Source organism: Actinoplanes sp. NPDC023714 (assembly GCF_040639855.1).
In the GTDB taxonomy this organism is placed as follows: Bacteria; Actinomycetota; Actinomycetes; order Mycobacteriales; family Micromonosporaceae; genus Actinoplanes.
Window position 1 is genome coordinate 152,238 of record NZ_JBFAAR010000005.1, and the last position, 24,498, is coordinate 176,735.

23 protein-coding genes, 2 tRNA genes and 1 other RNA gene are annotated in these 24,498 nt (G+C 70.0%); 12 read left to right on the plus strand and 14 right to left on the minus strand.

Annotated elements, in window-relative coordinates; genetic code table 11:
- Window positions 1-103: 103 nt before the first annotated feature.
- The 6 genes from AB0G10_RS23470 to ffs all read right to left on the minus strand — a co-directional run bounded on the left by AB0G10_RS23470 (window position 104) and on the right by ffs (window position 7,928).
- Window positions 104-1,888 carry an ABC transporter substrate-binding protein gene (locus AB0G10_RS23470; RefSeq protein WP_360925407.1) on the minus strand — a complete coding sequence of 595 codons (1,785 nt, stop codon included), beginning with the start codon at window positions 1,886-1,888 and terminating at the stop codon, window positions 104-106.
- A 108-nt stretch (window positions 1,889-1,996) separates the two neighbouring features.
- Complete coding sequence (locus AB0G10_RS23475) at window positions 1,997-3,004, minus strand: ABC transporter permease (RefSeq protein WP_360925410.1); 1,008 nt, start codon at window positions 3,002-3,004, stop codon at window positions 1,997-1,999.
- 403 nt (window positions 3,005-3,407) lie between these two features.
- Window positions 3,408-4,001: a recombination mediator RecR gene (gene recR / locus AB0G10_RS23480; RefSeq protein WP_127543906.1), complete on the minus strand. Its 594-nt coding sequence runs from the start codon at window positions 3,999-4,001 to the stop codon at window positions 3,408-3,410.
- Between the two features lie 3 nt (window positions 4,002-4,004).
- A complete protein-coding gene (locus AB0G10_RS23485) occupies window positions 4,005-4,328 on the minus strand; it encodes a YbaB/EbfC family nucleoid-associated protein (protein WP_360925414.1) in 324 nt (107 codons plus the stop codon).
- Window positions 4,329-4,484: 156 nt separating this feature from the next.
- Window positions 4,485-7,757, minus strand: a complete 3,273-nt coding sequence (locus AB0G10_RS23490; protein ID WP_360925417.1) for a DNA polymerase III subunit gamma and tau — start codon at window positions 7,755-7,757, stop codon at window positions 4,485-4,487.
- 74 nt (window positions 7,758-7,831) lie between these two features.
- Window positions 7,832-7,928, minus strand: an RNA gene (gene ffs / locus AB0G10_RS23495) — signal recognition particle sRNA small type.
- A gap of 81 nt (window positions 7,929-8,009) precedes the next feature.
- Here ffs and AB0G10_RS23500 point away from each other — a divergent pair.
- A tRNA-Ser gene (locus AB0G10_RS23500) sits at window positions 8,010-8,097 on the plus strand.
- A gap of 186 nt (window positions 8,098-8,283) precedes the next feature.
- Here the strand turns inward: AB0G10_RS23500 and AB0G10_RS23505 are convergent.
- The 3 genes from AB0G10_RS23505 to AB0G10_RS23515 all read right to left on the minus strand — a co-directional run bounded on the left by AB0G10_RS23505 (window position 8,284) and on the right by AB0G10_RS23515 (window position 9,438).
- A complete protein-coding gene (locus tag AB0G10_RS23505) occupies window positions 8,284-8,625 on the minus strand; it encodes an STAS domain-containing protein (protein ID WP_360925420.1) in 342 nt (113 codons plus the stop codon).
- A 169-nt stretch (window positions 8,626-8,794) separates the two neighbouring features.
- On the minus strand, window positions 8,795-9,004 hold the full coding sequence (locus tag AB0G10_RS23510) for a hypothetical protein (RefSeq protein WP_360925423.1): 210 nt from the start codon (window positions 9,002-9,004) through the stop codon (window positions 8,795-8,797).
- 344 nt (window positions 9,005-9,348) lie between these two features.
- A tRNA-Ser gene (locus AB0G10_RS23515) sits at window positions 9,349-9,438 on the minus strand.
- A gap of 115 nt (window positions 9,439-9,553) precedes the next feature.
- Between AB0G10_RS23515 and deoD the strand changes: the two genes are divergently transcribed.
- Window positions 9,554-10,261, plus strand: coding sequence for a purine-nucleoside phosphorylase (gene deoD, locus AB0G10_RS23520; protein ID WP_360925426.1), 708 nt, complete (start codon window positions 9,554-9,556; stop codon window positions 10,259-10,261).
- 69 nt (window positions 10,262-10,330) lie between these two features.
- On the opposite strand, the gene tadA is transcribed toward deoD, so the two are convergent.
- From tadA to AB0G10_RS23540, 4 genes are all read right to left on the minus strand, one after another.
- Complete coding sequence (tadA, locus tag AB0G10_RS23525) at window positions 10,331-10,780, minus strand: tRNA adenosine(34) deaminase TadA (RefSeq protein WP_360925429.1); 450 nt, start codon at window positions 10,778-10,780, stop codon at window positions 10,331-10,333.
- A complete protein-coding gene (locus AB0G10_RS23530; RefSeq protein ID WP_360925432.1) occupies window positions 10,777-11,289 on the minus strand; it encodes a tRNA adenosine deaminase-associated protein in 513 nt (170 codons plus the stop codon). Before AB0G10_RS23530 ends, tadA begins: the two co-directional genes overlap by 4 nt.
- Window positions 11,290-11,379: 90 nt before the next feature.
- Entirely contained in the window at window positions 11,380-11,547 is a 168-nt protein-coding gene (locus tag AB0G10_RS23535) for a hypothetical protein (protein ID WP_360925435.1), read from the minus strand.
- Between the two features lie 139 nt (window positions 11,548-11,686).
- Window positions 11,687-12,064 carry a hypothetical protein gene (locus AB0G10_RS23540; protein WP_360925438.1) on the minus strand — a complete coding sequence of 126 codons (378 nt, stop codon included), beginning with the start codon at window positions 12,062-12,064 and terminating at the stop codon, window positions 11,687-11,689.
- Between the two features lie 105 nt (window positions 12,065-12,169).
- On the opposite strand from AB0G10_RS23540, the gene AB0G10_RS23545 reads away from it, so the two are divergent.
- From AB0G10_RS23545 to AB0G10_RS23555, 3 genes are read left to right on the plus strand one after another with little or no spacing between them, the layout of a single operon-like run.
- Window positions 12,170-12,940, plus strand: a complete 771-nt coding sequence (locus tag AB0G10_RS23545; protein WP_360925441.1) for a peptidoglycan DD-metalloendopeptidase family protein — start codon at window positions 12,170-12,172, stop codon at window positions 12,938-12,940.
- A 12-nt stretch (window positions 12,941-12,952) separates the two neighbouring features.
- Window positions 12,953-13,885, plus strand: a complete 933-nt coding sequence (locus AB0G10_RS23550; protein ID WP_360925444.1) for a prephenate dehydrogenase/arogenate dehydrogenase family protein — start codon at window positions 12,953-12,955, stop codon at window positions 13,883-13,885.
- Window positions 13,886-13,916: 31 nt separating this feature from the next.
- Complete coding sequence (locus tag AB0G10_RS23555) at window positions 13,917-14,486, plus strand: DinB family protein (RefSeq protein WP_360925447.1); 570 nt, start codon at window positions 13,917-13,919, stop codon at window positions 14,484-14,486.
- On the opposite strand, the gene mtnA is transcribed toward AB0G10_RS23555, so the two are convergent.
- The gene (gene mtnA / locus AB0G10_RS23560; RefSeq protein ID WP_360925450.1) at window positions 14,483-15,445 is read right to left on the minus strand and encodes an S-methyl-5-thioribose-1-phosphate isomerase; all 963 of its coding nucleotides are present in this window, start codon (window positions 15,443-15,445) and stop codon (window positions 14,483-14,485) included. The two genes, AB0G10_RS23555 and mtnA, sit on opposite strands and share 4 nt — an antisense overlap.
- A 38-nt stretch (window positions 15,446-15,483) precedes the next feature.
- Here mtnA and AB0G10_RS23565 point away from each other — a divergent pair, with 38 nt between their 5' ends.
- The 7 genes from AB0G10_RS23565 to AB0G10_RS23595 all read left to right on the plus strand — a co-directional run bounded on the left by AB0G10_RS23565 (window position 15,484) and on the right by AB0G10_RS23595 (window position 24,411).
- A complete protein-coding gene (locus tag AB0G10_RS23565; protein WP_360925453.1) occupies window positions 15,484-16,551 on the plus strand; it encodes a PHP domain-containing protein in 1,068 nt (355 codons plus the stop codon).
- A 10-nt stretch (window positions 16,552-16,561) separates the two neighbouring features.
- Window positions 16,562-18,232, plus strand: coding sequence for a DUF885 domain-containing protein (locus AB0G10_RS23570; RefSeq protein WP_360925456.1), 1,671 nt, complete (start codon window positions 16,562-16,564; stop codon window positions 18,230-18,232).
- 449 nt (window positions 18,233-18,681) lie between these two features.
- Window positions 18,682-19,791, plus strand: coding sequence for a hypothetical protein (locus tag AB0G10_RS23575; protein ID WP_360925459.1), 1,110 nt, complete (start codon window positions 18,682-18,684; stop codon window positions 19,789-19,791).
- Window positions 19,778-22,903, plus strand: a complete 3,126-nt coding sequence (locus AB0G10_RS23580; RefSeq protein ID WP_360925462.1) for a nitrate- and nitrite sensing domain-containing protein — start codon at window positions 19,778-19,780, stop codon at window positions 22,901-22,903. Before AB0G10_RS23575 ends, AB0G10_RS23580 begins: the two co-directional genes overlap by 14 nt.
- Window positions 22,900-23,346 carry a roadblock/LC7 domain-containing protein gene (locus AB0G10_RS23585; protein ID WP_014447974.1) on the plus strand — a complete coding sequence of 149 codons (447 nt, stop codon included), beginning with the start codon at window positions 22,900-22,902 and terminating at the stop codon, window positions 23,344-23,346. The genes AB0G10_RS23580 and AB0G10_RS23585 overlap by 4 nt, the downstream gene beginning before the upstream one ends.
- On the plus strand, window positions 23,343-23,804 hold the full coding sequence (locus tag AB0G10_RS23590) for a DUF742 domain-containing protein (RefSeq protein WP_360925464.1): 462 nt from the start codon (window positions 23,343-23,345) through the stop codon (window positions 23,802-23,804). The genes AB0G10_RS23585 and AB0G10_RS23590 overlap by 4 nt, the downstream gene beginning before the upstream one ends.
- A complete protein-coding gene (locus AB0G10_RS23595) occupies window positions 23,782-24,411 on the plus strand; it encodes an ATP/GTP-binding protein (protein ID WP_360925467.1) in 630 nt (209 codons plus the stop codon). Before AB0G10_RS23590 ends, AB0G10_RS23595 begins: the two co-directional genes overlap by 23 nt.
- Window positions 24,412-24,498 lie beyond the last annotated feature (87 nt).

Consider the following 24,498-nt stretch of genomic DNA (forward strand, 5'->3'; position numbering starts at 1 on the left):
AGGACGGGCGGGTACCGGTCTTGCGAACCGATACCCGCCCGCCGCGGGCGGCCTTCACCAACCCTTCGAATTACCCGTTGCCGCTAGGGCTGTTTGCCGAGGCTTACTTGCCGTCGCTGACGCCGACGGCCTGGAAGTCGACCATGCCGAACGCGTCGTGGATGTAGACGTTCGTCAGCCGCGGGTTGCGGTAGTTGAGCGCCTTGTCGACCACGAACGGCAGGTAGTACGCGCCCTCCATGATCTTGTGGTTGATCTGGCTGTAGATGTCGGCGGCCTTGGTCGCGTCGGTCTCGGCGGCGGCGTCGTCGAACAGCTTGTCGATCGCCGGGTCCTTGATCTCAGCCAGGTTGTAGTTGCCGTTGTCCGGGATGAACCGGCTGTCGGCGAGCGGCTGCATGTAACCGGAACCGGTCGGGTAGTCAGCACCCCAACCGCCGATGATGATGCCGTAGCCCTTCTTCTTCACGTTGTCGGGCGCACCGGTGATGGACGGCTGCTGGGCGCCGTCGTACTGCTCGATCTTGGCGTTGATGCCGGACACCTTCAGCGCGGCCTGGAGGGCCTCGGCGGTCTTGACCTCGGCCTCACGGTTGTTGCGAACCGCGATGATCGTGTCGAAGCCGTTCGGCTTGCCACAGGCGGCGAGGGCCTTCTTGGCCTCCTCCGGCTGCGACTTGCCCTGCAGGCGGTTGAACGGGTCGTACTTGGCGTCCGAGCCGGCGATGTTCGGCGGCAGCATGCTGGTGCCGATGTCGCCACCCGCGATCGGGCCACCACGCGCGGACTGCAGCGTGGTCGGGTCGGCGGCGTAGATGACCGCCTTGCGGCACTCGATGTTGTCGAGCGGCGCCACCGAGGTCGCGAGACCCGCGTACCGGAGGAAGCCGGTGGTCGGGGTGTCGGCGTTCGCCTTCAGGTTCGGGTCGGTGAGGACCTTGGTACGGGCCGCGGCCTGCACACCGGTCTGACCGACGTCGAGGTCCGCGGTGCCGGAGATGAGCCGGCTGTCGAGGTCGTCGGCGTTGGTGGTGATGGTCAGGTTGATCGCGTCCGGCAGGGCCTTACGGATCGGGTCGGTGGCCTGGTCCCAGTTCGGGTTACGGACCCACGCGACGCTCTTGCCGGGCTGGATGCCGCCCTCTTTGAACATGTACGGGCCGGACGCGGCGGGCGCCGAGCCGTACTGCGCGCCGGTGTCCCGCTTCTGCGGCACCGGGCCGGAGCCGGGCATCGCCAGCAGGTAGATGAAGTCCGAGGAGGGCTTCTGCAGCTTGAACTCGATGGTCGAGTCGTCCGGCGTGGTGACCGACTTCAGACCCAGCTTCTCGGGGTCGGTGTCCTTGTACGGGCCGGGGTAGTTCTGGCCCTGGTCCAGCAGACCCGGCAGGTAGACCGGACCGCCGTTGATGGCGTCCGCGGCCCAGACCCGCTCGATGCCGTACTTGACGTCCTTCGACGTGATCGGGGCGCCGTCGTCCCACTTCAGGCCGCTGCGCAGCTTGAAGGTGTAGGTCAGCTTGTCGTCGCTGATGGTCGGCAGGGCCTCGGCGAGGTCGGCCTGCAGCTCGAGGCCGGCCTTGCCCGGGACGGCCGCGTACTCGACCAGCTTGCGGGTGTAGAGGCGGTTCAGGTTCCAGACGAACGCGTAGTAGCCACGCGCCGGGTCCCACGAGTCCGCATCCTGCGAGGTCCACAGGTTGAGGGTGCCGCCCTTGGTCGTCGACGGGTTGACGACGTCGGTGATCGCGGCGTTGTATGCGGCCTTGCCGCCCGAGCTGCTGCTGCCCTTGTCGTCGCTGTCCGAGCCACCACCGCACGCGGCGGTGGTCAGGCCCAGCACGACAGCGACACCGGCTGCCGCTGCCGCCCTTGTCTTTCGAGACACCGTTTCTCCTACCTCCTCGAACAGCGGAGCCGAGCTGGTCCGCCAAACATGCGATGTTCTTCGCTAACCCCTGTGTCAGCGGGCTTTCGGGTCGAACGCACCCCTGTGTCAGCGGGCCTTCGGGTCGAGCGCGTCGCGCAGGCCGTCACCGAAGAGGTTGAAGGCCAGCACCGTAATGAAGATCATTCCGCCCGGGATGATCATGAACATGGGGTCGATCTGGTAGAAGGTCACGGCGTCCGAGAGCATGCCGCCCCACGAGGGGTTGGGCGGCGGGATACCGACGCCGAGGAAGCTCAGAGCGGCCTCGGTGAGGATGTTCGTCGGGATGATCAGCGTCGTGTAGACGAGGATCGGCGCGGCCAGGTTCGGCAGCAGCTCCCGGAACAGGATGCGCGGCGAGCGGGCGCCCAGGCTGCGGGCGGCCTCGACGAACTCCCGCTCGCGCAGGGAGAGCGTCTGGCCTCGCACGATGCGACCGATGTACGGCCAGCCGAAGAATCCGATCACCAGGATCAGCACGCTCACGCGCGACCAGCGGCTGCCCAGTCCGAGGAACTCCTGCGGGAGCACCGAGACCAGGGCGATCGAGAAGAGAAGCTGCGGGAAGGCCAGCAGGAAGTCCATGACCCGGCTGATCACCGAGTCGACCCAGCCGCCGAGGAAGCCGGCCGCCGTGCCGAACAGCACGCCCAGGATCGTCGAGAGGAACGCCGACAGGAACGCCACCGTCAGCGACGTCTGCGCGCCGTAGACGATCCGGCTGAAGATGTCCCGCCCGGTCGTCGGCTCGACGCCCAGGATGAAGTCGGACGTGATGCCGCCCCACGGGTGGATCGGGGTGGCGAACGTCGGATCGACCTGATCCGGGTGCCACTCGTCGATCGGGTGACCGAAAAGCCTGGTCAGCAGCGGGGCGAGAATCGCGATGAGGATGAGGAAGAGCACGACGAAGCCACCACCGATGGCGACCTTGTCCTTCTTCAGGCGCCGCCAGGCGATCTGCTTCAGCGATCGACCCGCGATCGCTGACTCGCCGGGGCTTCGCACCTCAGCCGCGTCGGCTGTCGGCGTCGCCGTCTCGTCGACGATCGACGCTTCTGGGCCAAGCGACATCTATTCGCCGGTCCTCTCCCAGTCGCCGCGCGACGGGAGTCCACAGCCACGGTCGAGGGCACACGGAAGATCCCCCGAGCGGTGGCGATGGCCCACGTAGCGAACGGCAACCGATCGGTTATCGCATGCCTCGAGTGCCGACCCTCGTTGTCGCCGACCCAGATTTGATCGACGCCACGAAGGCACTCGACGGCGGGTGTGGCCGCCATCGAGAGGAACATTCACCTAGTGAGTGCTCTGGGTCAAGTTCGCTGACCGCACGCGGACGCTTCCGTGTCTCCCTCGTGATGTCGCCGTGACCTAGAACGCCGAACAAACGGAAATTACCTCGTGGACGGCGAGTAAGTGGCGAATCGGGCGCAACCGGTCGCATTGCGTTACATCCACGTTACGAGACGTAGATCTAGATGGCTCGACGGCCCTCGAAGGCCCGCCCCAGGGTGATCTCGTCCGCGTATTCGAGATCGCCGCCGACCGGGAGACCGCTCGCGAGGCGGGTCACGGCGATGCCCATCGGCTTCACGAGCAGGCCGAGATAGGTCGCGGTGGCCTCACCCTCCGTGTTCGGATCGGTGGCCAGGATCAGCTCCTTGACCTCACCGGTGCCGAGCCGGATCAGCAGCTCACGGATCTTCAGGTTGTCGGGGCCGACACCCTCCAGCGGATTGATGGCGCCGCCGAGGACGTGGTACCGCCCCCGGAACTCACCGGTCCGCTCGATCGCGACGACGTCCTTCGGCTCCTCCACCACGCACAGCACCTCGTTGGTGCGGCGGGTGTCGCGGCAGACCCGGCACTGATCGGACTCGGCCACGTTGAAACAGGTCGTGCAGAAGCGGACGAGCTCCTTGACCTTGCGGAGCGCGTCGGAGAGCCGCTTCACGTCCGCCGGGTCGGCGGAGAGGACGTGGAAAGCGATGCGCTGGGCCGACTTCGGGCCGACGCCCGGCAGCCGGCCCAGCTCATCGATCAGGTCCTGGATGGCACCTTCGTACACGGATCAGAACCCCGGCAGGGAGAAGCCACCGGTCGCCGGACCCATCTTCGACTCGGCCAGCTCACGCTGCGCCTCGGCCGCGTTGTGGATCGCGGCGAGCACCAGGTCCTCCAGCGTCTCGACGTCGTCGGCGTCCACCGCCTTCGGGTCGATCTTGACCGACTTGAACTCGCCCAGACCGGTGATCACGACGGTCACCAGGCCGCCGCCGGCGGTGCCGGTCAGCTCGGCCTCGGCCAGCTCGGCCTGCGCCTGCGCGACCTGCTGCTGCATCTTCTGCGCCTGCTTCATGATCTGCTGCATGTTGGGCTGTCCACCGGGGCGCATGGCACCGCTCCTCATCATTTGTTCGTAACCACCATCGATGACCCGCGGCGGTCGGAAGTCTCGCCGCCAGCGTAGCCGTCACCGCTTTCATGCCCGCCGACACACCAACGGACACACCCCTTCATGGGTACGAGGGACCGGGCGGTCCCCGCCCGCTCAGAGCTCCCCGATCTTCTCCGCCCCGAACGCGTCCCGCAGCAGCTGCATGGCGAGCTCCTCACCACTCTGCCGGGCCGTCTTCTCATCGAGCACGTCGTCGAGCGGCTCGTCCCCGGGATCGAACCCTTCGATGACAGCCCCACCCGAAGGCGGACCGTCATATTCGGGGTCATAGGGCGCCTCCTCAGTAGGCGTCCCATCCGACCAGGCAGCCCCGCCGGCAGTCCGGCCACCAGCCCCGCTCGCAGCCCGGCCACCAGCCCCGCCACCGCCTCCGGCACGGGCACCAGCCGCCCCGCCGAAGCCACCACCGGACCCACCGCCCCCTGGCCCGCCGAAGCCACCACCGCCAGCGCCGCCGGCAGCCGCACCACCGGCACCACCGCCACCAGGCGCGCCGGGCCCCACCGCAGGCGCCGCATTACGCGCATTGGCCGCCGCAGCCCGCGCAGCAGCGATCCCACCACCAGCGCCCGGCACACCACCACGTGCCGCAGCCCGAGCAGCCTCCATCGCAGCCGACCGCGCAGGAGCAGCCTTGCCGGCAGACGAGGGTGCCGGCGCCGAGGCGTGTGCCGTCGACACCGGCGCGGCAGCGGGTGCAGCTGGCACGGGAGCCGGGGCAACGGGAGCCGGGGCAACGGGAGCCGCAGGGGCCATCGCAGCCGAAGGAGCCGGCGGCACAGACACCGGAGGCGGGGGGACAGGACTCGCCACCGAAGCCTGCGTGACCTGGGTGGTCGAGTCTTCGGCAGGCTGGCCCGCCGTCACCGGACGCTCGCCGGACGCCTGCCCAGCACTCAGTCCACCGCCCGGCTTGGCAGGCTCGGGCCAGTCGTCCTCCGCCGAGGCAGCGGGCGCAGCCGATCGCGCCCCCGAGCCACCACCAGGACGGGCGGGCTCGGGCCAATCGCTGTCCGAGGCGGCCTGCGGAGCCCGGGTCGGTTCGGGCCGAGCCGGTTCCGGCCGGGTCGAAGCGGGCTCACCCTGATCGCCGCGGCCCTGGCCGGCGGCCGCGGGGCTACTCGAAGGCGAGAAAGCCGGCGCGGCCTCGCTCGGCGGTGCGGGTCGGCCCGCTGCGTGGCTGTCGTCGTCGGCATCGCCGGCCGGGGCCCGGGACGGACGGGAGGGGCGGGACTCGGTGCGTCCGGTGTTCCGCTCGGGCGCCGCCGAAGCCGGGGCCGCCTGGTTGGCGCGGACCGGAGCGTTCGCCTGAGCGCGGTGCGCGGCCTGCTGGTCACGGCCACCGGCGGACCCGCCGTGAGCCGGAGCCAGGTCGCCCACCTCGCAGCGGACCTGCCACTCCCCGCCGAGCGCCTCGGTGAACGCCCCCGAGATCAGTTCGCGGAAGGTCATGAACCGTTCCGCATAGTTGGGCCTCGGCGCCCCGAACACCACCGTGTCGCCGTCGACCGCCCCGAGAACGATGCCCGCCTTCTGCATCTTTCCGACCGTCTCGTCGGCACGCCCGAGGTCGAGCCAGACCCCTCGGACCCTCTCCAGCCGCTCGGCAGCGACCACCGCGGGATCCGGCGCCGGCTCCGCAGCGGCCGCGACCTCGGTCTCGGGCTCGTCGTCCCAGGGCGGTTCCTCGTCATAGCCGCCATCGGCCACCGCGTTCCAATCAGGCGCTCCCCCGCCCGGAGCCGGAGCCGTGGAGACGGACTCGGCAGACGCGGGAACGCCCGACACCGGCGAAGCAGCGTCAGGAGCAGCCGAGACCGGAGCAACGGCCGGCGCTGCCGGAGCAGCCGGAGCAGCGGCCGGCGCCGCCGGAGCAGCCGGAGCAGCCGGAGCAGCAGCCGGCACCCCCGGAGAAACCGGAGCAGCAGCCGGCGCCGCCGGAGAAACCGGAACAGCCGCACGGCCGGGCGGTCCCGCGGCAGCCCGGCGCGCCGCCGCGCGAGCAGCCTCCATGGCCGCCGCCTTGCCACCGCCGCCCGGAGCCGCGTCGGCGGAACCGGCGACCACCGGACCCGACGGCATCCCGCCGGCCGGAGCCTGAGGCGCGCCCAGCCCACGGGTGGCGTCGCCGTCCTCCTCGACCGGGGAGGGACGGTGCGGAGCGACCGGGGCGAGAGGCTGTGGAGTGAGCTGCGCAGGACCGGCGGCGAAACCGCCTCGCTCGAGCCGTTCCAAGCGCTGGAGCAGGGCGTTCGAGGAGTCGTCGGCGCCGGGCAGCAGCATCCGGGCGGCGATCAGCTCAAGGAGAAGCCGCGGAGCGGTCGTGCCGCGCATCTCGACCAGGCCGTTGTGCACGATGTCGGCGCAGCGGGAGAGGGTCGCCGGGCCGAGCCTTGTCACCTGGGCGGCCATCGCGTCGAGCTGGTCGGCCGGGCCGTCGATCAGGCCCTTGGAGACGGCGTCGGGCACCTGCTGGAGGACGATCAGGTCGCGGAAGCGCTCGAGCAGGTCGGAGGCGAAGCGCCGGGGGTCGTGGCCGGCCTCGGCGACCCGGTCGATCGTCGAGTAGGCCGCGGCGCCGTCGGCGGAGGCGATCGCCTCGCACATCTCGTCGATCAGGGCGACGTCGGTGACGCCGAGCAGGGCGACGGCCCGCGAGTAGGAGACGCCGTCGGGGCCGGCGCCGGCGATCAGCTGGTCGAGAATCGACAGGGTGTCTCGGGCGCTGCCGCCGCCGGCGCGGACGACCAGCGGGAACACCGCCGGGTCGATCTTCACGCCCTCGGCGTCGCAGAGCTGCTGGAGGTACGGCCGCAGCGTCGCCGGAGGGATGAGCCGGAACGGGTAGTGGTGGGTCCGCGAGCGGATCGTGCCGAGGACCTTGTCGGGCTCAGTGGTCGCGAAGATGAACTTCACGAAGTCGGGCGGCTCCTCGACGAGCTTGAGCAGCGCGTTGAAGCCGGCCGACGAGACCATGTGGGCCTCGTCGATCACATAGATCTTGTAGCGGCTGTTGGCGGGCGCGAAGAACGCCTTCTCGCGCAGCTCACGGGCGTCGTCGACACCACCGTGGCTGGCCGCGTCGATCTCGATGACGTCGATCGAGCCGGCGCCGTCGTTGGCGAGCGACTTGCAGGAGGCGCAGACGCCGCACGGATCGGGGGTCGGCCCCTGCTCGCAGTTGAGCGAGCGGGCCAGGATGCGGGCGCTCGACGTCTTGCCGCAGCCACGCGGACCGGAGAAGAGGTATGCGTGGTTGAGCCGGCCGCTCCGCAACGCCTGCGACAACGGCTCGGTGACGTGCTCCTGGCCGATGACCTCCGCGAACGTCCGCGGACGGTATTTCCGATAGAGGGCGAGCGCCACTCCTGCCACCTCCTGACGACCGCGCCATTGTCCGTCGAGGGTCTGACAAGAACAAAACAACGTGCCCCAGGGAATGAAAGGACCCCCCGTGCACCCGTCAGAGCCCGCTTATCCTTGCTGCCTTCCGGCCCTGGGGAGGTTCACGAGATACACGCCGCACGAGGGGCTGGCTCACACCCTACCGGTCGCTCGCCGGGAAGCGGCGGCACCCCCTCCCGCGACGTGTCCGGAAACCTCTGTATCCTGGCGCACGGAGGATTCGCCTAGAGGCCTAGGGCGCACGCTTGGAAAGCGTGTTGGGTTAACACCCTCACGAGTTCGAATCTCGTATCCTCCGCCACAGCGAAGGCCGGACCCATCGGGTCCGGCCTTTCTGGTTCGCGCCTGGTTCGCGTCCGGTTCACACGAAGGCCCCGCTGCGTGGCCACGTCGCGACGTCTCGTATCGTTCGGGCTGAAAACAGTGCAGGCGAGGGCCGGCTCCCGATCGGAGCCGGCCCTCGCCGTCTGTACGGGACCGTACCGCCCTACAGCCGGGCGGCCGCTATCGCGTCCTCAACCTCAGGAAAAATCGCGAAATATCGGCCCAAGCCGACCGTCTCCAACAACTGAGCGAGGAACTGGTCGGCGCCGGCGAAGCTCAGCCACCCGCCCCGCGCCGCGATCACCTGCTTGCTGGTGACGAACGCGCTCAGGCCCACCGAGTCGCAGAACTTCAGCTGGGTGAGGTCGACGACGATCCTCGGCACCGGGCGCTCCAGCAGGCCGGCGAGCACGGCGTACAGCTGCCCCGCCGTGTCGGCGTCCAGTTCGCCGCACAGCTGGAGTACCACGACGTCGGATCGGTGCTCAATGACAATGGCCCGCATGGCACCCACGCTAGATCCACATGTTCCCGACAGATCGGACAGGACGTGCGTCTGACTACCCACCGGTGACAACACGAACGGGCCGGACCCCACAGGGTCCGGCCCGTTGCGAAAGGCTGAGCCGTAGACAGTCGAGCGATGGCGGCACAGCCCAGGCTCCTGGCGCTCCTTAGAGCTCGCGCCACTGCCAGCGCGGACCACGCCACGCGTCGGCCAGGATCATCGCTGACGCCCGGCCGGGACACTGCTGCACCTTGGACTTGCCCTCAGGGCCGCCCAGTTGCGCCTCCACCTCCCACACCTCGCCGTCCGTACGGATGAAGACGTCGCGGCGCTGGAGACGGAGATCGCCATTCCACCAGTGATTCTCAACTCTCACGTGTCAAATCTACGACAGGCATCGACGGATCTGCGTAGGGCGATCCTCTGAAAGTTGGACGCCGCCCGGTCGGAACCGCATTGTCTGATCCGGTGTATTTGGGCTGCGTGACTTGCGCTACTCCGGACATCTGAGGGTCGTCCAAGATTCACTACACGGAGTAATCATGGCCCTGACGTGCGGTGAAATCCCGCCGTAACACGAAACAGCGCTGATCATCGAGAACGACCGAACGGACGAGCCACCACTCGCATGGATGGGCGATCCCGGCGAAGGCCACGGAGCGTAGCAGGATCCGGCCCATAAAGACAGGAAGCCCGGCTCTGTCGAGCCGGGCTTCCCCGTGGCGGTGGCGGCGGGATTTGAACCCGCGGAGGGCGTAAACCCTCACACGCTTTCGAGGCGTGCTCCTTAGGCCACTCGGACACACCACCGGGAAGTACTTTACGGGACGCGTGAGAGCACTCGTAGCCGGGTCACCCATAACCCTGCGGCACCGCCCTGAACTGGCAAGATCGGTGTCATGGACAAGCGAAGCGGAGAGAACTCATGAGCGTGCACATCGGCGGCAAGCCGGGAGACATCGCCGAGCGGGTGCTGCTCCCCGGTGACCCGATGCGGGCCAAGTGGATCGCCGAGACGTTCCTCGAGGACGCGGTCTGCTACACCCAGGTCCGCGGGATGCTCGGCTTCACGGGCACCTACAAGGGCGAGCGGGTGTCGGTACAGGGCTCCGGCATGGGCATGCCGTCGGCCTCGATCTACACCCACGAGCTGATCAATGAGTACGGCGTGAAGTCCGTGATCCGGATCGGCTCCTGCGGCGCGCTCGCGATGGACCTGAACCTCGGTGACGTGATCGCCGCGATCGGCTCCTCGACCGACTCGAACATGAACCGCTACCGCTTCGAAGGCGTCGTCGACTACGCGCCGGTGGCGGACTTCGGGCTGCTGCGCACCGCCGTGGAGAAGGCCGAGGCGGCGGGCATCCCGATCCGGGTTGGTCAGATCCTGGCCGGCGACACCTTCTACAACGACCGCCCCGAGCTCTACGACCGCCTCGCCGAGTACGGCGTGCTCGCGGTCGAGATGGAGTCGGCCGCCATCTACACGATCGCGGCCCGCTACGGCGCCAAGGCCCTGACCATCCTCACGGTCAGCGACCACATCAAGCGCGGCGAGGCGATGGACTCCGCCCAGCGCGAGCAGGGCTTCAGCAACATGGTCAAGATCGGCCTGGACACCGCGATCAGCTGAACCTGCTGGCTCCGCTTCGCTCCGCGGGCAAAACGCCTTGTAACCGGTGAGGAGGCGGCGTTTTGCGGTCTAATCCCTGAAGAAGTCGCGCAGCGCTTCGGCGCACTCCTCTTCCAGAACCCCCGAGTAGACCTCGGGACGATGGTTGAGGCGGCGATCCCGGATCACGTCCCAGAGTGAGCCGGCCGCTCCGGTCTTCGGTTCCCAGGCGCCGAAGACCACGGTGGCGACCCGCGCGAGGACCAGCGCCCCCGCGCACATCGTGCACGGCTCCAGCGTCACCACCAGGGTGCAGCCCTCCAGCCGCCACTCGCCGAGCGCCGCGGCGGCCTTCCGCAGGACCAGGATCTCGGCGTGCGCGGTCGGGTCGCCGGTGAGCTCGCGCTCGTTGCCGGCCGCCGCGAGCTCGGCGCCGTCCGGCCCGAGCAGCAGCGCGCCGACCGGGACGTCGTCGGGTGAGGCGGATGCGACGGCGAGAGCCCGCCGCATCCACTCCTCGTGCTGTTCGCGGCGGTTCACGCCTCGCGCAGCTCCTCCATCTCGTCACCGCACCCGATCTTCTGACAGATCTCGGCGGTCACGTCGGACGGCAGCATCCCGTCCATCCCGCAGAGCGCGAGCAGCCGTTTCGCGCTCACACCCAGGTCGCCCAGCAGCTCCGCGTCGCCGATCGGGTCGGCGTCCGGCGTGGCGGCCGGACGGTCCTCGTCGTCGTCGTCGCGGGCGGCCAGGTCGTCCAGCCCGACCGCGGGCGCCTCCACCTCACCGAGCAGCACCGATCCGATCCTGGACTCCTCGGCGAAGGCCGAGTCGGAACTGAAGACCCTCAGGTCCTCGCCCTCGTCCAGGCGCAGGATCGCGAGGTACTCGTCGTCGCTCTCGACGAACAACACAGCGAGGTCGGCGTCCGGCTCCGCATCGCGCAGCGCGTCCACCACCTCGTCGATGTCGGCCAGGCCCGTAAGGTCCAGCTCCGACGCCGTCCACCCGCTCTTCGTCCGGCCGACGGCGGCAGCGAAAATCGACACGATTCCCCCAACGCGGTTCTTATCCTCAGCGCCTGACGGTAGCGGGTAGCTCGGCGGGCGCATCGCGCCACGCCTTGCGGTATGACGAAGTCAGTTCGCGGGACGACGGCGCGTGGCGATCAGCTCACGCAGCCGCACGCCGCGCATGCGTTGTGACGGGTCCGACTCGCGGACCGTTTTCGCCTGCGCGAGGGCCGCGAGCAGCTCCTGGCGGCGGCGGCAGCGCTCGGGGTCGAGCCGTTCTGGCGAGGGGGCCATGAAGCCGAGAGTGACCGCCGTTCCGACGTTCGTCAAGGGTCGATCGGCACTTCGGCAGAGCGGCTTCCGAGCGCGACGAATCGGGCACGAAAGGTGGTCGTCCCGAGCGTCGGAACCGGGACGAATCAGACCGCGTGGATCACCACAGCGGCCAGTCGTACGTGGAGATCCACCGCAGCGCCACGAAGGTCATCGCGATCGACAGCCCGAGGCCGCTCGCCACCGCCACGCCGACCGCCACGCCCCGGTCGCCGAGCACGGCGAGCAGCAGCGACACGAGCCAGGCGCTCACCGTCGCCGCGATCGTCCACCACGCGTACGACGCGAGACCGTCGCCGAGGCTGCCGAACAGGATCAGCCAGACCGTCGCGGCGGCCAGGCCACTGAGCACCGCGCCGGACCTGATCGGGTGCGGTTCGCGGTAGACCGGGCGGGACGCGAGCGGCGGCCGCTCCGGCGGAGGGAGGTATCCGGGCGGCGGGGACGCGGCCCAGGTGCCCTGCCGGTCAGCCGTCACGGTGTCTCCTCTCCGCGGTCCGTCGCCCCCAGCCTAGCCAGCGATACCCGCGCCGGCCGTACGCGTCGGCGGGCGACCCTCGCCGGCTTCTGTCAGGATGGCTCGGTGCGCTTCCTCCGTACCCTCTCGGGTCTGACCCTCCTGGCCCTGCTGGCCGGATGCGGCGGCGCAGCCGGCGCGGGGTCTCCCGCGACGACGCCGCACTTCGTCGAGCCGAACGCGACGCCGCAGTTCGGCGCGCCCTCGGCGGCCGCGACGACCGGGGCTTCCGCGGCGCCGGCGCCCACGACCGGGACGACGACCGAGACGACCGGCGAGACGACCGGCGGAGCGACGAGCGCGGCGCCCACGCCGGCCGAGAAGACCGAGGTGAAGTACGTCTTCCCGGTGGACGCCTCGAACGTCGACTTCCACACGACCCACTCGAAATATCCGGCGACCGACCTCTTCGTCGACTGCGGCGAGCGGTTCGTCGCCACGACCAGCGGCGTCATCCTGGAGATCAGTCTCGAGGACGAGTACGTGAAGGGGAAGCCGGACGGGCCGAAGAACGGCGGGCTGTCGGTGTCGCTGCTCGGCGACGACGGCGTGCGGTACTACGGCTCGCACCTCAGCAAGGTGCAGTCCGGCATCGAGGCCGGCGTCCGGGTCGAGGCGGGCCGGCTGCTCGGGAGGACCGGGAAGACCGGCAACGCCAACGACGTCTGCCACGTGCACTACGGCATCTCGCCGCCGTGCGCGAAGACCGGCGACTGGAAGGTGCGGCGCGGCGTGATCTGGCCGGCGACGTTCCTGAAGTCGTGGCGCAAGGGTGGCCAGAAGAGCCCGGTCGCGACGGTCGAGGCCTGGGAGAAGAAGAACGACTGCAAGGCATGAGGCCGTAGGAACGTGAGAATCGCGATCGTCGGACTGGGGCTGATCGGCGGCTCCCTGCTGCGCGCGCTCGACGCCGCCGGACACGAGGTGACCGGTTTCGACGCCGACCCGGCCACCCGTGCGGCGGCCCGGGACGCGGGCTTCCTGGCCGGTGACTCGGTGGCCGAGGCGATCTCCGGCGCCGAGCTGGTCGTTTCCGCCGTACCCATGACGGTCCTGCCGCAAGTGATCGCCCAGCTTGCCGCAACCGACTGCCTGGTGACCGACGTGACCTCGGTGAAGGGTCCCGTCAGGGACCTGATGGCGGCGCACGGCGTGCGGCGCTTCGTGGGCGGGCACCCGATGGCCGGCCGGGAGACCTCGGGATTCGCGGCGGCCGAGAAGGATCTCTTCGACGGGTGCGCGTGGGTGCTCTGCCTCGAGGACGGCACCTCCCTGGCCGACTGGCTGGTTCTGGCCCGGCTCTTCACCGGTCTCGGCGCCCGGGTGGTGCCCGCCGGCGCGGACGAGCACGACGCCGCGGTCGCGAAGATCAGTCATGTGCCGCACCTGTTCGCGGCCGTGCTCGCCGAGCAGATCCTGACCGATCCGCTGGCCGGAGCGCTCGGCGCCGGGTCCTTCCGGGACGGCACCAGGGTGGCCGCGACCAGGCCGGAGCTGACGGCGGCGATGTGCGGCGGCAACCACGAGATGGTGCGACGCGAACTGAAACGACTTATCGCCAGATTAGGCGAAATGTCGGAATCGCTCGACACGCTGGCTCCCCACCTCGAACCCGGCGCGCGGGCACGACGGTCCTGGCCTGCGACGCCCGGCACGGGCTTCACAATGGCGGCGGATCGGGAGTCCCTGCTGGCGCTGGGACGGTCCGGCGGCTGGGTGATGTCGGTAGGCGACACCGAAGTCGTCGGATTGCGGCCGGAAAGTGACCGCAACGACCCCTAGCGTGGGTGACGCCGAACAAGAAGGAGTCGCCATGCCCGGTCAGGTCGGACCCATCGCCGACGAGCAGGAGGGCCTGCTCGCCTACCTCGCCCAGATGCGCTACGTCATCAGGCTGACCGCCTACGGTCTCACCGACGAGCAGCTCCGGTCCGCCGCGAGCGCGAGCCCGCTCACCGTCGGCGGCCTGATCAAGCACTGCGCCTCGACCGAGGAGTCCTGGATGGCCACGGTCCGCGGCGAGAGGAGGCCGGTCGACTACGGCGCCTACGAGGCGGACTTCGCCCTGGCCGAGGGGGAGACCATCGACGACGTCCTGGCCCGCTACGACGCCGTCGCGGCCGCCACCGAGAAGACCGTGAAGGACCTCGCGAACCTCGACCATGAGGTCCCGGTCGACAAGTCGGTGCCGTGGAACCCGAAGGACGTCGACAACTGGACGCTGCGCTGGGTCCTGCTGCACCTGATCCAGGAGACCGCGCGGCACGCCGGGCACGCCGACATCATCCGGGAGAGCGTGGACGGCGGGACGGCGTACCCGCTGATGGCCGCGGCCGAGGGCTGGCCGGAGACCGCCTGGCTGAAGCCCTGGAGGAAGGCCTAAAGCTTGTCGCCCCGGTCGATCCGGATCACCCGGCGGTCGGTGACGATCGCGGTGACCAGGTCGTGCGGGGTCACGTCGAAGGCCGGGTTCACCGCGTCGCCGAACGCGGTGACCTCGGCCGCGCCCCGGTCCTCGATCTCCACCTGGTCGCCGCCCGGCGTGTCCAGGTCGACCGTCGACTCCGGCGCCACCACGAGGAACGGGATGCCGGCCCGGCGGGCGCCGAGCGCGTGCGCGTAGCTGCCGATCTTGTTGATCACGTCGCCGTTCGCGCAGATCCGGTCGGCGCCCAGGATCACCGCGTCGACCTCGCCGCGGGCCATCAGGAACGGGCCGGCCGAGTCCACCGCGACCCGGTGCTCGATGCCCCACTGCGCCAGCTCCCAGGAGGTGAGCCGGGCGCCCTGGAGGAGCGGGCGGGTCTCGCTGGCGATCACCCCGGCCAGCCGGTCGCGGCGGTGCAGCTCGCCGACCACGCCGAGCGCGGTGCCGACGGTGACCGCCGCAAGCCCGCCGGTGTTGCAGTGGGTGAGCAGCCGGGGCCGCTCCCCGCAGAGCTCGACGACCAGGTCGGCGCCGAGCGCCGCCATCGCCTGCGAGGCCGCCATTTCCTCGTCCCGGATCGCGCAGGCCTCGGCGAGCACCGCCTCCGGGCCGAGGGGCAGCAGCCGGGCGGTGCGCCCGGCACCGCGGGCCAGGTTCACCGCCGTCGGGCGTGCGGTCTCGATCTTGCGTACGGCGACCTCGAGCGCCGTGGGATCGTCATGGTGGACCCGGGCTGCCAGCGCCACCCCGAAGGCGCCCGCCACCCCGAGCGCCGGAGCGCCCCGGACCGCCAGCGACTGGATCGCCGCGATCAGCTCGCCCACCGTGTGCAGCCGGAGAACGCGCAGCTCACCGGGGAGGGCCGTCTGATCGATGATCTCGACGGCCCCGTCCACCCAATCGATCGTCCGCATTCCGATGAGAATAGGTGCCCAGGCCCTAGTCTGGCCTGATGGCATCCCGGAATCCGGCCGCCGATCTGCGGCGCATCGCGTTCCTGCTGGAGAGGGCGAACGAGGCGACGTACCGGGTGAAGGCGTTCCGGTCCGCGGCCGCGACCGTCGCGAAGACCCCGCCGGACGAGCTGGCCGAGCGCGCCGCGGCCGGCACCCTGGCGAAGCTGACCGGGATCGGCGAGGTGACCGCCCGCTGCATCGCCGAGTCGCTGGCCGGCGAGGAGCCGGTCTATCTGCGCCGGATGGAGAGCACCGAGGGGACCGACGTCCCGGGCGCCGCCACGGCGCTGCGGTCCGCGCTGCGCGGCGACTGCCACGTGCACTCGGACTGGTCCGACGGCGGCTCGCCGATCGAGGAGATGGCGCTGGCCGCGGCCGACCTCGGCCACGAGTACTTCGTGCTCACCGACCACTCGCCGCGGCTCACCGTGGCCCGCGGCCTGACCCCGGCCCGGCTGCGCCGCCAGCTCGACCACGTGGCGAAGCTCAACGCGGCGCTGCCCGAGGGCTTCCGCATCCTCACCGGCATCGAGGTGGACATCCTCGAGGATGGCTCGCTGGACCAGGAGGACGAGCTGCTGGCCCGGCTCGACGTGGTGGTCGGCTCGGTGCATAGCAAGCTGCGCGACGAGTCGCCCCGGATGACCCGGCGGATGGTGACCGCGCTGGCCAACCCGCACCTCGACATCCTCGGGCACATGACCGGCCGCAAGGTGTCGGCAAAAGGCGAGGGCGACGCCGCGCACCGGACCGCCCGTACCCGGCCGCCGAGCACGTTCGACCTGGAGAAGGTGCTGGCCGCCGCGGTCGAGCACGGCAAGGCCATCGAGATCAACTCACGGCCGGACCGGCTCGACCCGCCGAAGCGGATGCTCACCGTCGCGGTCGAGGCCGGCTGCCTGTTCAGCATCGACACCGACGCGCACGCCCCCGGCCAGCTGGACTGGCTCGGCTTCGGCTGCGAGCGGGCCGCGCTCTGCGACGTGCCGGCCGAGCGGGTGGTCAACACCTGGCCGGCCGATCGCCTGCTCGAGTGGACCCGTGGGCACGCCTCGGTCCCGTAGGGTCGGCGAGGTGGGACGAATTGACGAACTCGCCAACCGCTACGTCGACGAGTGGGCCGCGCTCAACCCCACCGGGGCGACCGCGGTCGGCATCTCCGGGTACGACGACAAGACCGACGACCTCTCGCCGGAGGGCTTCGCCGCACAGGCCGAGCTGACCCGCCGCACCATCAACGACCTCGACGTGATCGAGCCCGAGCACGAGTCGGAGCAGGTCGCGAAGGACGCCATGATGGAACGCCTCGGGCTGGAGGTCGCGCGGTACGACGCCGGCTTCGCCACCACCGAGGTCAGCGTCATCACCAGCGGCCTGCACGGGCTGCGCATGGTCTTCGACATGATGCCGACCGAGGGCGAGGAGGCGCTGTCGAACATCGCCACCCGGCTCCAGGCCATGCCGAGGGCCCTCGACCAGTACCGCCGCACCCTGCTGGAGGGCGCCGGCGCCGGCCAGGTCAGCGCCCGCGCGCAGTACCTCGCGGTCGCCGAGCAGTGCGAGGCCTGGACCGACCCGGACCGGGACGACTTCTTCCACGGCCTGACCCGCCGGCTGCAGGCGTCCGGGGCGCTCGCGACCGAGCTGCGCCGGGGCGCCGAGGCGGCGACCCGGGCCACCGCCGACTTCGGCCTCTTCCTCCGGGACGAGATGGCGCCGCGCGGACGGGCGAAGGAGGCGGCCGGGCCGGAGCGCTACGAGCTGGCCTCGCAGTACTTCCTGGGCGCCCGGGTGGACCACGAGGAGACGTACCTCTGGGGATTCGAGGAGCTGCACCGCCTGGAGCAGGAGATGCGTACGGTGTCCGCGGCGATCGCCGGGCGGCCCGCCACGGTCGACGAGGCGGTCGCGATCCTGGACGCCGACCCGGCCCGCAACATCGGCAGCAAGGAGGAGTTCCGGGACTGGATGCAGGCTCTCTCCGACCGCGCCATCAGCGAGCTGAACGGCACGCACTTCGACATCGAGCCGCCCGCCCAGAAGCTGGAGTGCTGCCTCACCCCGACCAGCGACGGCGGCATCTACTACACCGGCCCGAGCGAGGACTTCTCCCGTCCCGGCCGGATGTGGTGGGCCGTGCCGGAGACCCAGGGCACCTTCTCCACCTGGCGCGAGGTCACCACCGTCTACCACGAGGGCGTCCCGGGTCACCATCTCCAGGTGAGCCAGACCCTGCTCCGGGCCGACTCGCTGAACCGCTGGCAGCGGCTGCTCTGCTGGTGCTCCGGCCACGGCGAGGGCTGGGCCCTGTACGCCGAACGTCTCATGGACGACCTCGGTTACCTGACCGACCCGGGCGACCGGCTCGGCATGCTCGACGGCCAGGCCCTGCGCGCGGCCCGGGTGATCGTGGACATCGGCATGCACCTGGAACTGGAGATCCCCCGCGACAACCCGTTCGGCTTCCACCCCGGTGAGCGGTGGACGCCGGAGCTGGGCTGGGAGTTCCTGCGGGCGCACACCCGGATGCCCGAGGAGGTGCTGCGCTTCGAGTGGAAGCGGTACCTGGGCTGGCCCGGGCAGGCGCCGTCGTACAAGGTCGGCGAGCGGATCTGGTTACAGGCACGTGACGAAGCAAAGCTCCGCAAAGGCAGTGATTTCGACCTCAAGGCCTTCCACCGGGACGCCCTGAATCTGGGGTCGCTCGGCCTCGATCCACTGCGAAAAGCACTGGCAAGGATTTAAGTCATTAGGGTCTCTCCGCACCGAAATCGGGACGGAGAGACCCTTCTTTTCGTGAAGGCTCGATCACGCTCGGTTAAATGTTAGCCGAAAGCCATTGCACCGACACTTTCCGTGAATGACAGTCCGGGAAGACGTAACAAATCCGAAGTAGAACTCATATTCACGTGCCACCCGGGGTGCGGATACGATTCGCGCGGCGCAACGGCCGAGCAGGACGCCCCCGTACAGCCGAGCCGGCAGCGTCGCGTATCCCCCGATCAGCCGAGACAACTCTGACCCTTGGAAAGGGGTTTTACGAGGTTTTCTCGGATAGATTGACCCAGATCGGTGCGCCCGCATGACTACTTTCCGTAGTCAAAAGATGGCCCATCGCGTGTGCATGGCGGAGGACTAAAGCAATGTCAGTCTCGGTGAACAGCCGGCGAGCCCGTTTACGCTCCGCCCTCGCGGTGGTGCTGACGGTCCTCGTCCTGCTGCCTGCCGCAGCCCTGTTCCTGCGTGTTCTGGACGACAACACCGAGCACCGGGACCGGCTGCAGCTCGAACGGAACGGCGTCGAGTACCTGCAGGCGCTCTCGCCGCTGGTCAGCGCGCTGGCAGAGTCCCAGTCCTCGGCACTGCAGGGCGTCGCCGCGGAGCCGGCCTCGCTCACCGCGGCCGTGGCCCGCGTGCAGGGTGTCGACGAGCGCCTCGGTGAGGACCTCGACACCTCGGAGCGCTGGGCCAGCCTGAAGGACAAGATCGCCAAGCTGCCCGCGGTCACCGGCGACTCGGCCACCATCTACGAGGCCCACGTCGAGGTCTCCGACCTGACGCTGGCGCTCTACGACACGGTGCGCGAGACCTCCACGCTGAACCGCGACGAGAACAGCGACATGTGGTTCCTCCAGGAGGCCGCCGCCGTCAACATGCCGGAGGCCGTCACCGCGGTGAGCCGGATGGGCGACACGGCCAACATGGTCGCCGCCGCCAAGGCCAAGCAGCGGGCCGCGCTGAACGTCAGCTTCGGCTACGAGGTCCTGACCGTCCAGGACGCCGGTGACGACCTCACCGACAACCTGCAGGCCGCGGTCGAGGACACCGAGAGCCCGACGCTCGCCGGCAACCTGGTCTCCAACCTGAACTCGTTCAAGCGCGGTATCGAGGACGCCAACCGTGGCGCCAACTTCGGCGGCGCGCCGAACGTCTCCGCCATGGTGACCGCCCAGAGCACCCTGCAGACCGCGCTCAACGCGCTCTCCGGCGTCGTGCTCAAGGAGATGGACACGCTCCTCGAGGACCGCATCGACTCGCTGAACTACCGCCGCGCCGAGGCGTGGGGTCTGCTCGCGGTCGCCATCGCGCTGATCCTGGTCGCCACCTTCTGGACCCGGGCCCGCGCCCGCCAGACCGGCGACGCGAACGACGACGCGCCGCGCACCGACGTCTCGGTCCAGGGCGACGCCGGCTCCTCCTACGGCGGCGGCAACCCGTACGACCAGGCGCCGAACTACGGCGAGATCCCCAACTACGGCGGCGACAACGCTGCCCGGCGGGAGCGTTCCGGTGCTCTTCGGTAGGTTCCGCATCCTGGGCAAGCTGGCCCTGCTGGTGCTCGTTCCGCTGCTCGGGGTCGTCGGCCTCAGCATCCCGGTCATCTACGAGCGCATCGACGCGGCCCGCATCGCCCAGGACACGTCCGACACCGTCGCGCTCGCCACCGAGGTCAGCACCGCGCTGACCGAGCTCCAGGAGGAGCGGCTGCTCGCGGTCGGCTACCTCCTCGGCCAGGTCGAGCGCCCCACCTTCGTGCTCCAGAGCAGCGAGGCCATCGAGACGCTGGCCCAGCTCGCCGACGTCGAGGACATGCCGCAGGCGCTGCGCCGCACCATCGCGGGCGCCGCGAAGCTCAACGTGACCCGGCAGAACGTACTGAACAACGCGGTCACCAACGTCAACGCCGTGGTCGAGGACTACAACGAGGTCATCACCCCGATGATCGACGGCCTCGGGCTCGCCACCAGCGCCGACCTCACCACCGGCGTCGGCCGGCAGGTCTACGCCCTGGAGCGCGCCATGCGCTCCGACGACCTCATCGGCCAGGCGTCCTGCTACCTCGCCGCGGCGGTGGTCTCGGGCGCCAACCCGCAGGCCGCGAGCCTGCTGCTCAGCGCGTTCAGCTCGACGTTCAGCCAGATCGAGTCGATCATCTCGAGCTCGAAGGTGTACTTCACCGACGCGCAGTACAAGCTCTACATCAACACGCAGGACGCGTTCCAGTCCCGGGTGGGCACCGAGTTCCAGACCGCGCTCACCTCGAACCCGACCCAGGCGCTGCAGAGCCTCGAGGTCAAGACGCTGTTCCCGTCGCTGCAGTCGGTCACGGTCCTCGGTAGCTTCGTCGAGAAGCGCGTGGCCAAGGACGTGGACATCATCACCAACACCAACCGGGAGAGCGCCATCCGGCAGGCCCTCCTCATCGGTGGTGGCTCGTTCCTGCTGCTCATCCTGGTCATCACGCTCTCGATCTTCATGGCCCGCGCGGTCGCCCGCCCGCTGCGCCGCCTGACCGTCTCCGCCGACCGCATCGCCCGCGCCGCCGAGGCCGAGCTCGAGCGGGTGGCCGACGACGAGGCCGAGGCCCAGGTCCGCCCGATCCGCCTCGACGCGGTCGACGTGGAGGCCCGGGACGAGATCGGTGACCTGGCCCGCGCGTTCGACCGCGTGCAGACCACCGCCGCCCGGCTGGTGGAACGCCAGGTGGTCGGCCGCCGCAACGTCGCCCAGATGTTCGGCCACGTCGGCCGGCGTACGCAGAACCTGGTCGGCCGTCAGCTCTCCCTGATCGACTCTCTGGAGCGCAAGGAGACCGACAGCGACCGCCTGCGCGAGCTCTACCGCCTGGACCACATGTCCAGCCGTCTGCGCCGGAACGCGTCCGCGCTGGTCGTGCTCTCCGGTGGCGCCGGCGCGAACGAGCACATGGCGCCGCTCTCGCTCTCCGACGTGGTCCGTCTCGCCCTCGGTGAGATCGAGGACTACACCCGTGTCGAGGTCGACGTCCCCGAGGACATCGTCGTGGTCCCGGCCGTCCTGGCCGACCTCACCCTGCTCCTCGCCGAGCTGCTGGAGAACTCCACGGCGTTCTCCCCGCCGCACACCACGGTGACGGTCTCCGCCGAGGAGCTGCGCGGCGGCGCCCGCCTCGCGATCATCGACCACGGCCTGGGCCTCGCGCCCGAGCGTCTGGCCGAGGAGAACGCCCGTCTGACCCGCCGTGAGCGCCTCGACCTGGCGCCCACCGAGGTTCTCGGCCTCTTCGTGGTCGGCCGTCTGGCCCGCCGGCACGGCATCGAGGTCACCCTGACCGACACCCCGGACGGCGGTCTGACCGCCTGGGTCGACCTCAACCCGTCGCACCTGATCGCCCGGGTCGAGAACCTGAGCGCGGCCCCGGCCCCGGCCTTCCCCGCCCCGGCCTTCCCGGCCGCACCGGAGGCGCCGCAGATCCAGGCCCCGCAATACCAGGAGCCGCAATACCAGCAGGCCGCCTACCAGGACGACCGGTTCCAGGCTCCGGCCGCCCCGGCCTACTCCGGCGCGCTGCGCGGCAACACCACCGAGGTGGCGATCACCAGCGCCGGCGTCCGGCAAGTACCGGGCAGCGCCCAGCCGTTCGACCCCAACGTGCTGAGCCGCGCCACCCAGACCCTGGAGACCGGACACTCCTGGAACGCGTTCGCGCCGCAGCCGGTCTCCCCGGCCATCGACGACAACGCCCCCGTGTACGACGCCGAGCCGATCTACTCGCCCGGCATCGCCTACCAGGAGCCGGCCGCCCCGGCCTACGCCGAGCCGGTCCAGTCGTACGACATGGGCATCCCCGTCGCCGGCCGCATCCCGGCCGCGCTGCCCGAGCTGCCGTCCGCGCCGTCGGCCGGCGGCAACTGGAACAACGAGTCCCCGGTCCAGCCGAGCTGGAACGAAGCACAGCCGGCGTGGAACGCCGTGGAGGCACCGATGGCCTCGGCCATTCCCCCGGAGGCCCCCCAGCTTCCGCACCAGCGCGCCGCGGACAACTTCGGGAACTCGCCGGCAGCGGTCCCCGAGCCCGTCCACAACGGCTCGAACGGGCACAACGGCCACAACGGTTCCCACGGCCACAACGGCAACGGCGGTCCCGCTCCGCTGCGCCGCCGGGTCCCCGGCAGCCAGCTCCCGGCCGAGTCGGGTCCGCAGAAGCACGCCGCGGCGCCGTCCGCGGATGACGCGCTCGCCGCTCGCGCCGCCTTCGACGCGTTCGAGGCCGGTGTGAGTCAGGCGCAGTTCGACGCGGGCACCACCAGCACCTCGATGCCCGCGCCCCAGGTCAGCCAGCCGGAATGGAATGTTCCGAGCACGCCGTCCTGGGATACGCCGGCTCCGGCCGCCACCCCGACGTGGAACACCCCGGTTGCCGCCCCGGCGCCCTCCGCGCCGCCGGCTCCGCCGACCACGCCGGGCAGCACCCCGCTGACTCGTCGCGTACCCGGCGCCACCCTGCCGAGTGACGAGCCGCACCGTCCGACCCCGCCCCCGGCCCCGGCACAGCTGGACCCGGAAGCCGCGCGGGCTCTGATGGATCAGTTCGAGTACGGAGTCGCACTCGCTCTGAATGAAAGCCAGCCACAACACGAGGGACAACCGCGATGACTTCCCCCTACGCCGCCGCACAAAGTCAGCTCAGTGCCGAAGCCAAGACCTTCAACTGGCTGCTGGACTCCTTCACCTCCGGTACCGCGGGTGTGATCGAGGCCATCGCGGTCTCGTCCGACGGCCTCCTGATGGCCATGTCCGCGATCAAGGACCGGCCCAACGCCGAGCGCCTCGCGGCCGTGGTCTCCGGCCTGACCAGCCTCGCCGGCGGCGCCGCGAGCTGGTACCGGCTGGGTGCCCTGAACCGGGTCATCATCGACATGGCCGACGGATACCTGCTGGTCACCGCGATCAGCGCCGGCTCGGTGCTGGGCGTCATCGCGGACCGCAGCGCCAACCTCGGAACCCTGGCGTACGAGATGACGCTCTTCGCCACCCGCGCTGGTGGCGCCCTGAGCCCGCGCCTCATCGCCGAGCTCAAGAACGCCGTCCAGCAATGACCTATCCGGACCCCGACGACGCAGTCCCCCCGGCTCGGCCCGGGATCCGGCCCTTCCTGCAATCCGGTCCGCAGCACTCGACCGGCGGCTACACCCCCACCGGGGAGCACCCGCCGGTCGAGACGTCGACCAATGCTCTGCGCCCGTTCGTCATCACGTCCGGGCGGACCGATGGAGGCGACCCCGACATCGGTATGGAAACCCAGGTGACGGTGGTGCCCGGTGCGCCACCGTCGCGGCTATCTCCGGAAACCAGGGCGATCGTGTCTCTCTGCGAGGAGAGCCCGATCTCGGTCGCTGAGATCTCCGCTCGGCTGCGCCTGCACTTGGGCGTCACCCGAATCCTCGTCGGTGACCTGCGAGCCACCGGCCTACTGGACGTCCACGTCCTGGAAAACGACACACCTGACCCCGAGACCATCATGCGAGTGATCCGTGGACTTCGATCCATCAGCTAACCGCGTCGTCGGTACCGCGCGCATACCCGGCGCTCCCGCGCCCAAGAAGGCGCCGGTCCCGGTAAAGATCATCGTGGCCGGCGGCTTCGGTGTAGGTAAGACCACGACGGTCGGCGCCATCTCAGAGATCTCGCCGTTGACCACCGAGGCCGAGATGACCTCGGAGTCCGTTGGTATCGACGACCCCGGTCAGGCGACCATGAAGACGGGCACGACCGTCGCGATGGACTTCGGTGTTCTCACCATCGACCAGACGCTCAAGCTCTACATCTTCGGCACGCCGGGCCAGACCCGGTTCGCCTTCATGTGGGACGACCTCGTCAAGGGTGCTCTCGGTGCCCTCGTCGTGGTGGATACCAACCGAATAGACGACTGTTATCCGGCCGTCGACTACTTCGAACGCGCCGGGCTCCCCTTCGTCGTCGGCATCAACACGTTCAACGGGCAGATGAGCTACAGCGTCGACGAGGTTCGCTGGGCCCTGGCAGTCCGTGACGACGTGCCGGTCGTCTCCTTCGACGCGCGTTTCCGGGCGTCGGTGCGGGACGCTCTGCTGGTCGTTCTGGACCAGGCCCTCGACAAGGCGATCCGGATGAAGACGCCGTAGTGTGTGCGCGGGTCGCCCGGTGAGGTTCCCAAACCGGCCACAGCAGGGGCACAGTTGGGGTACCGGGCGACCGCGTGAGGAATGAGG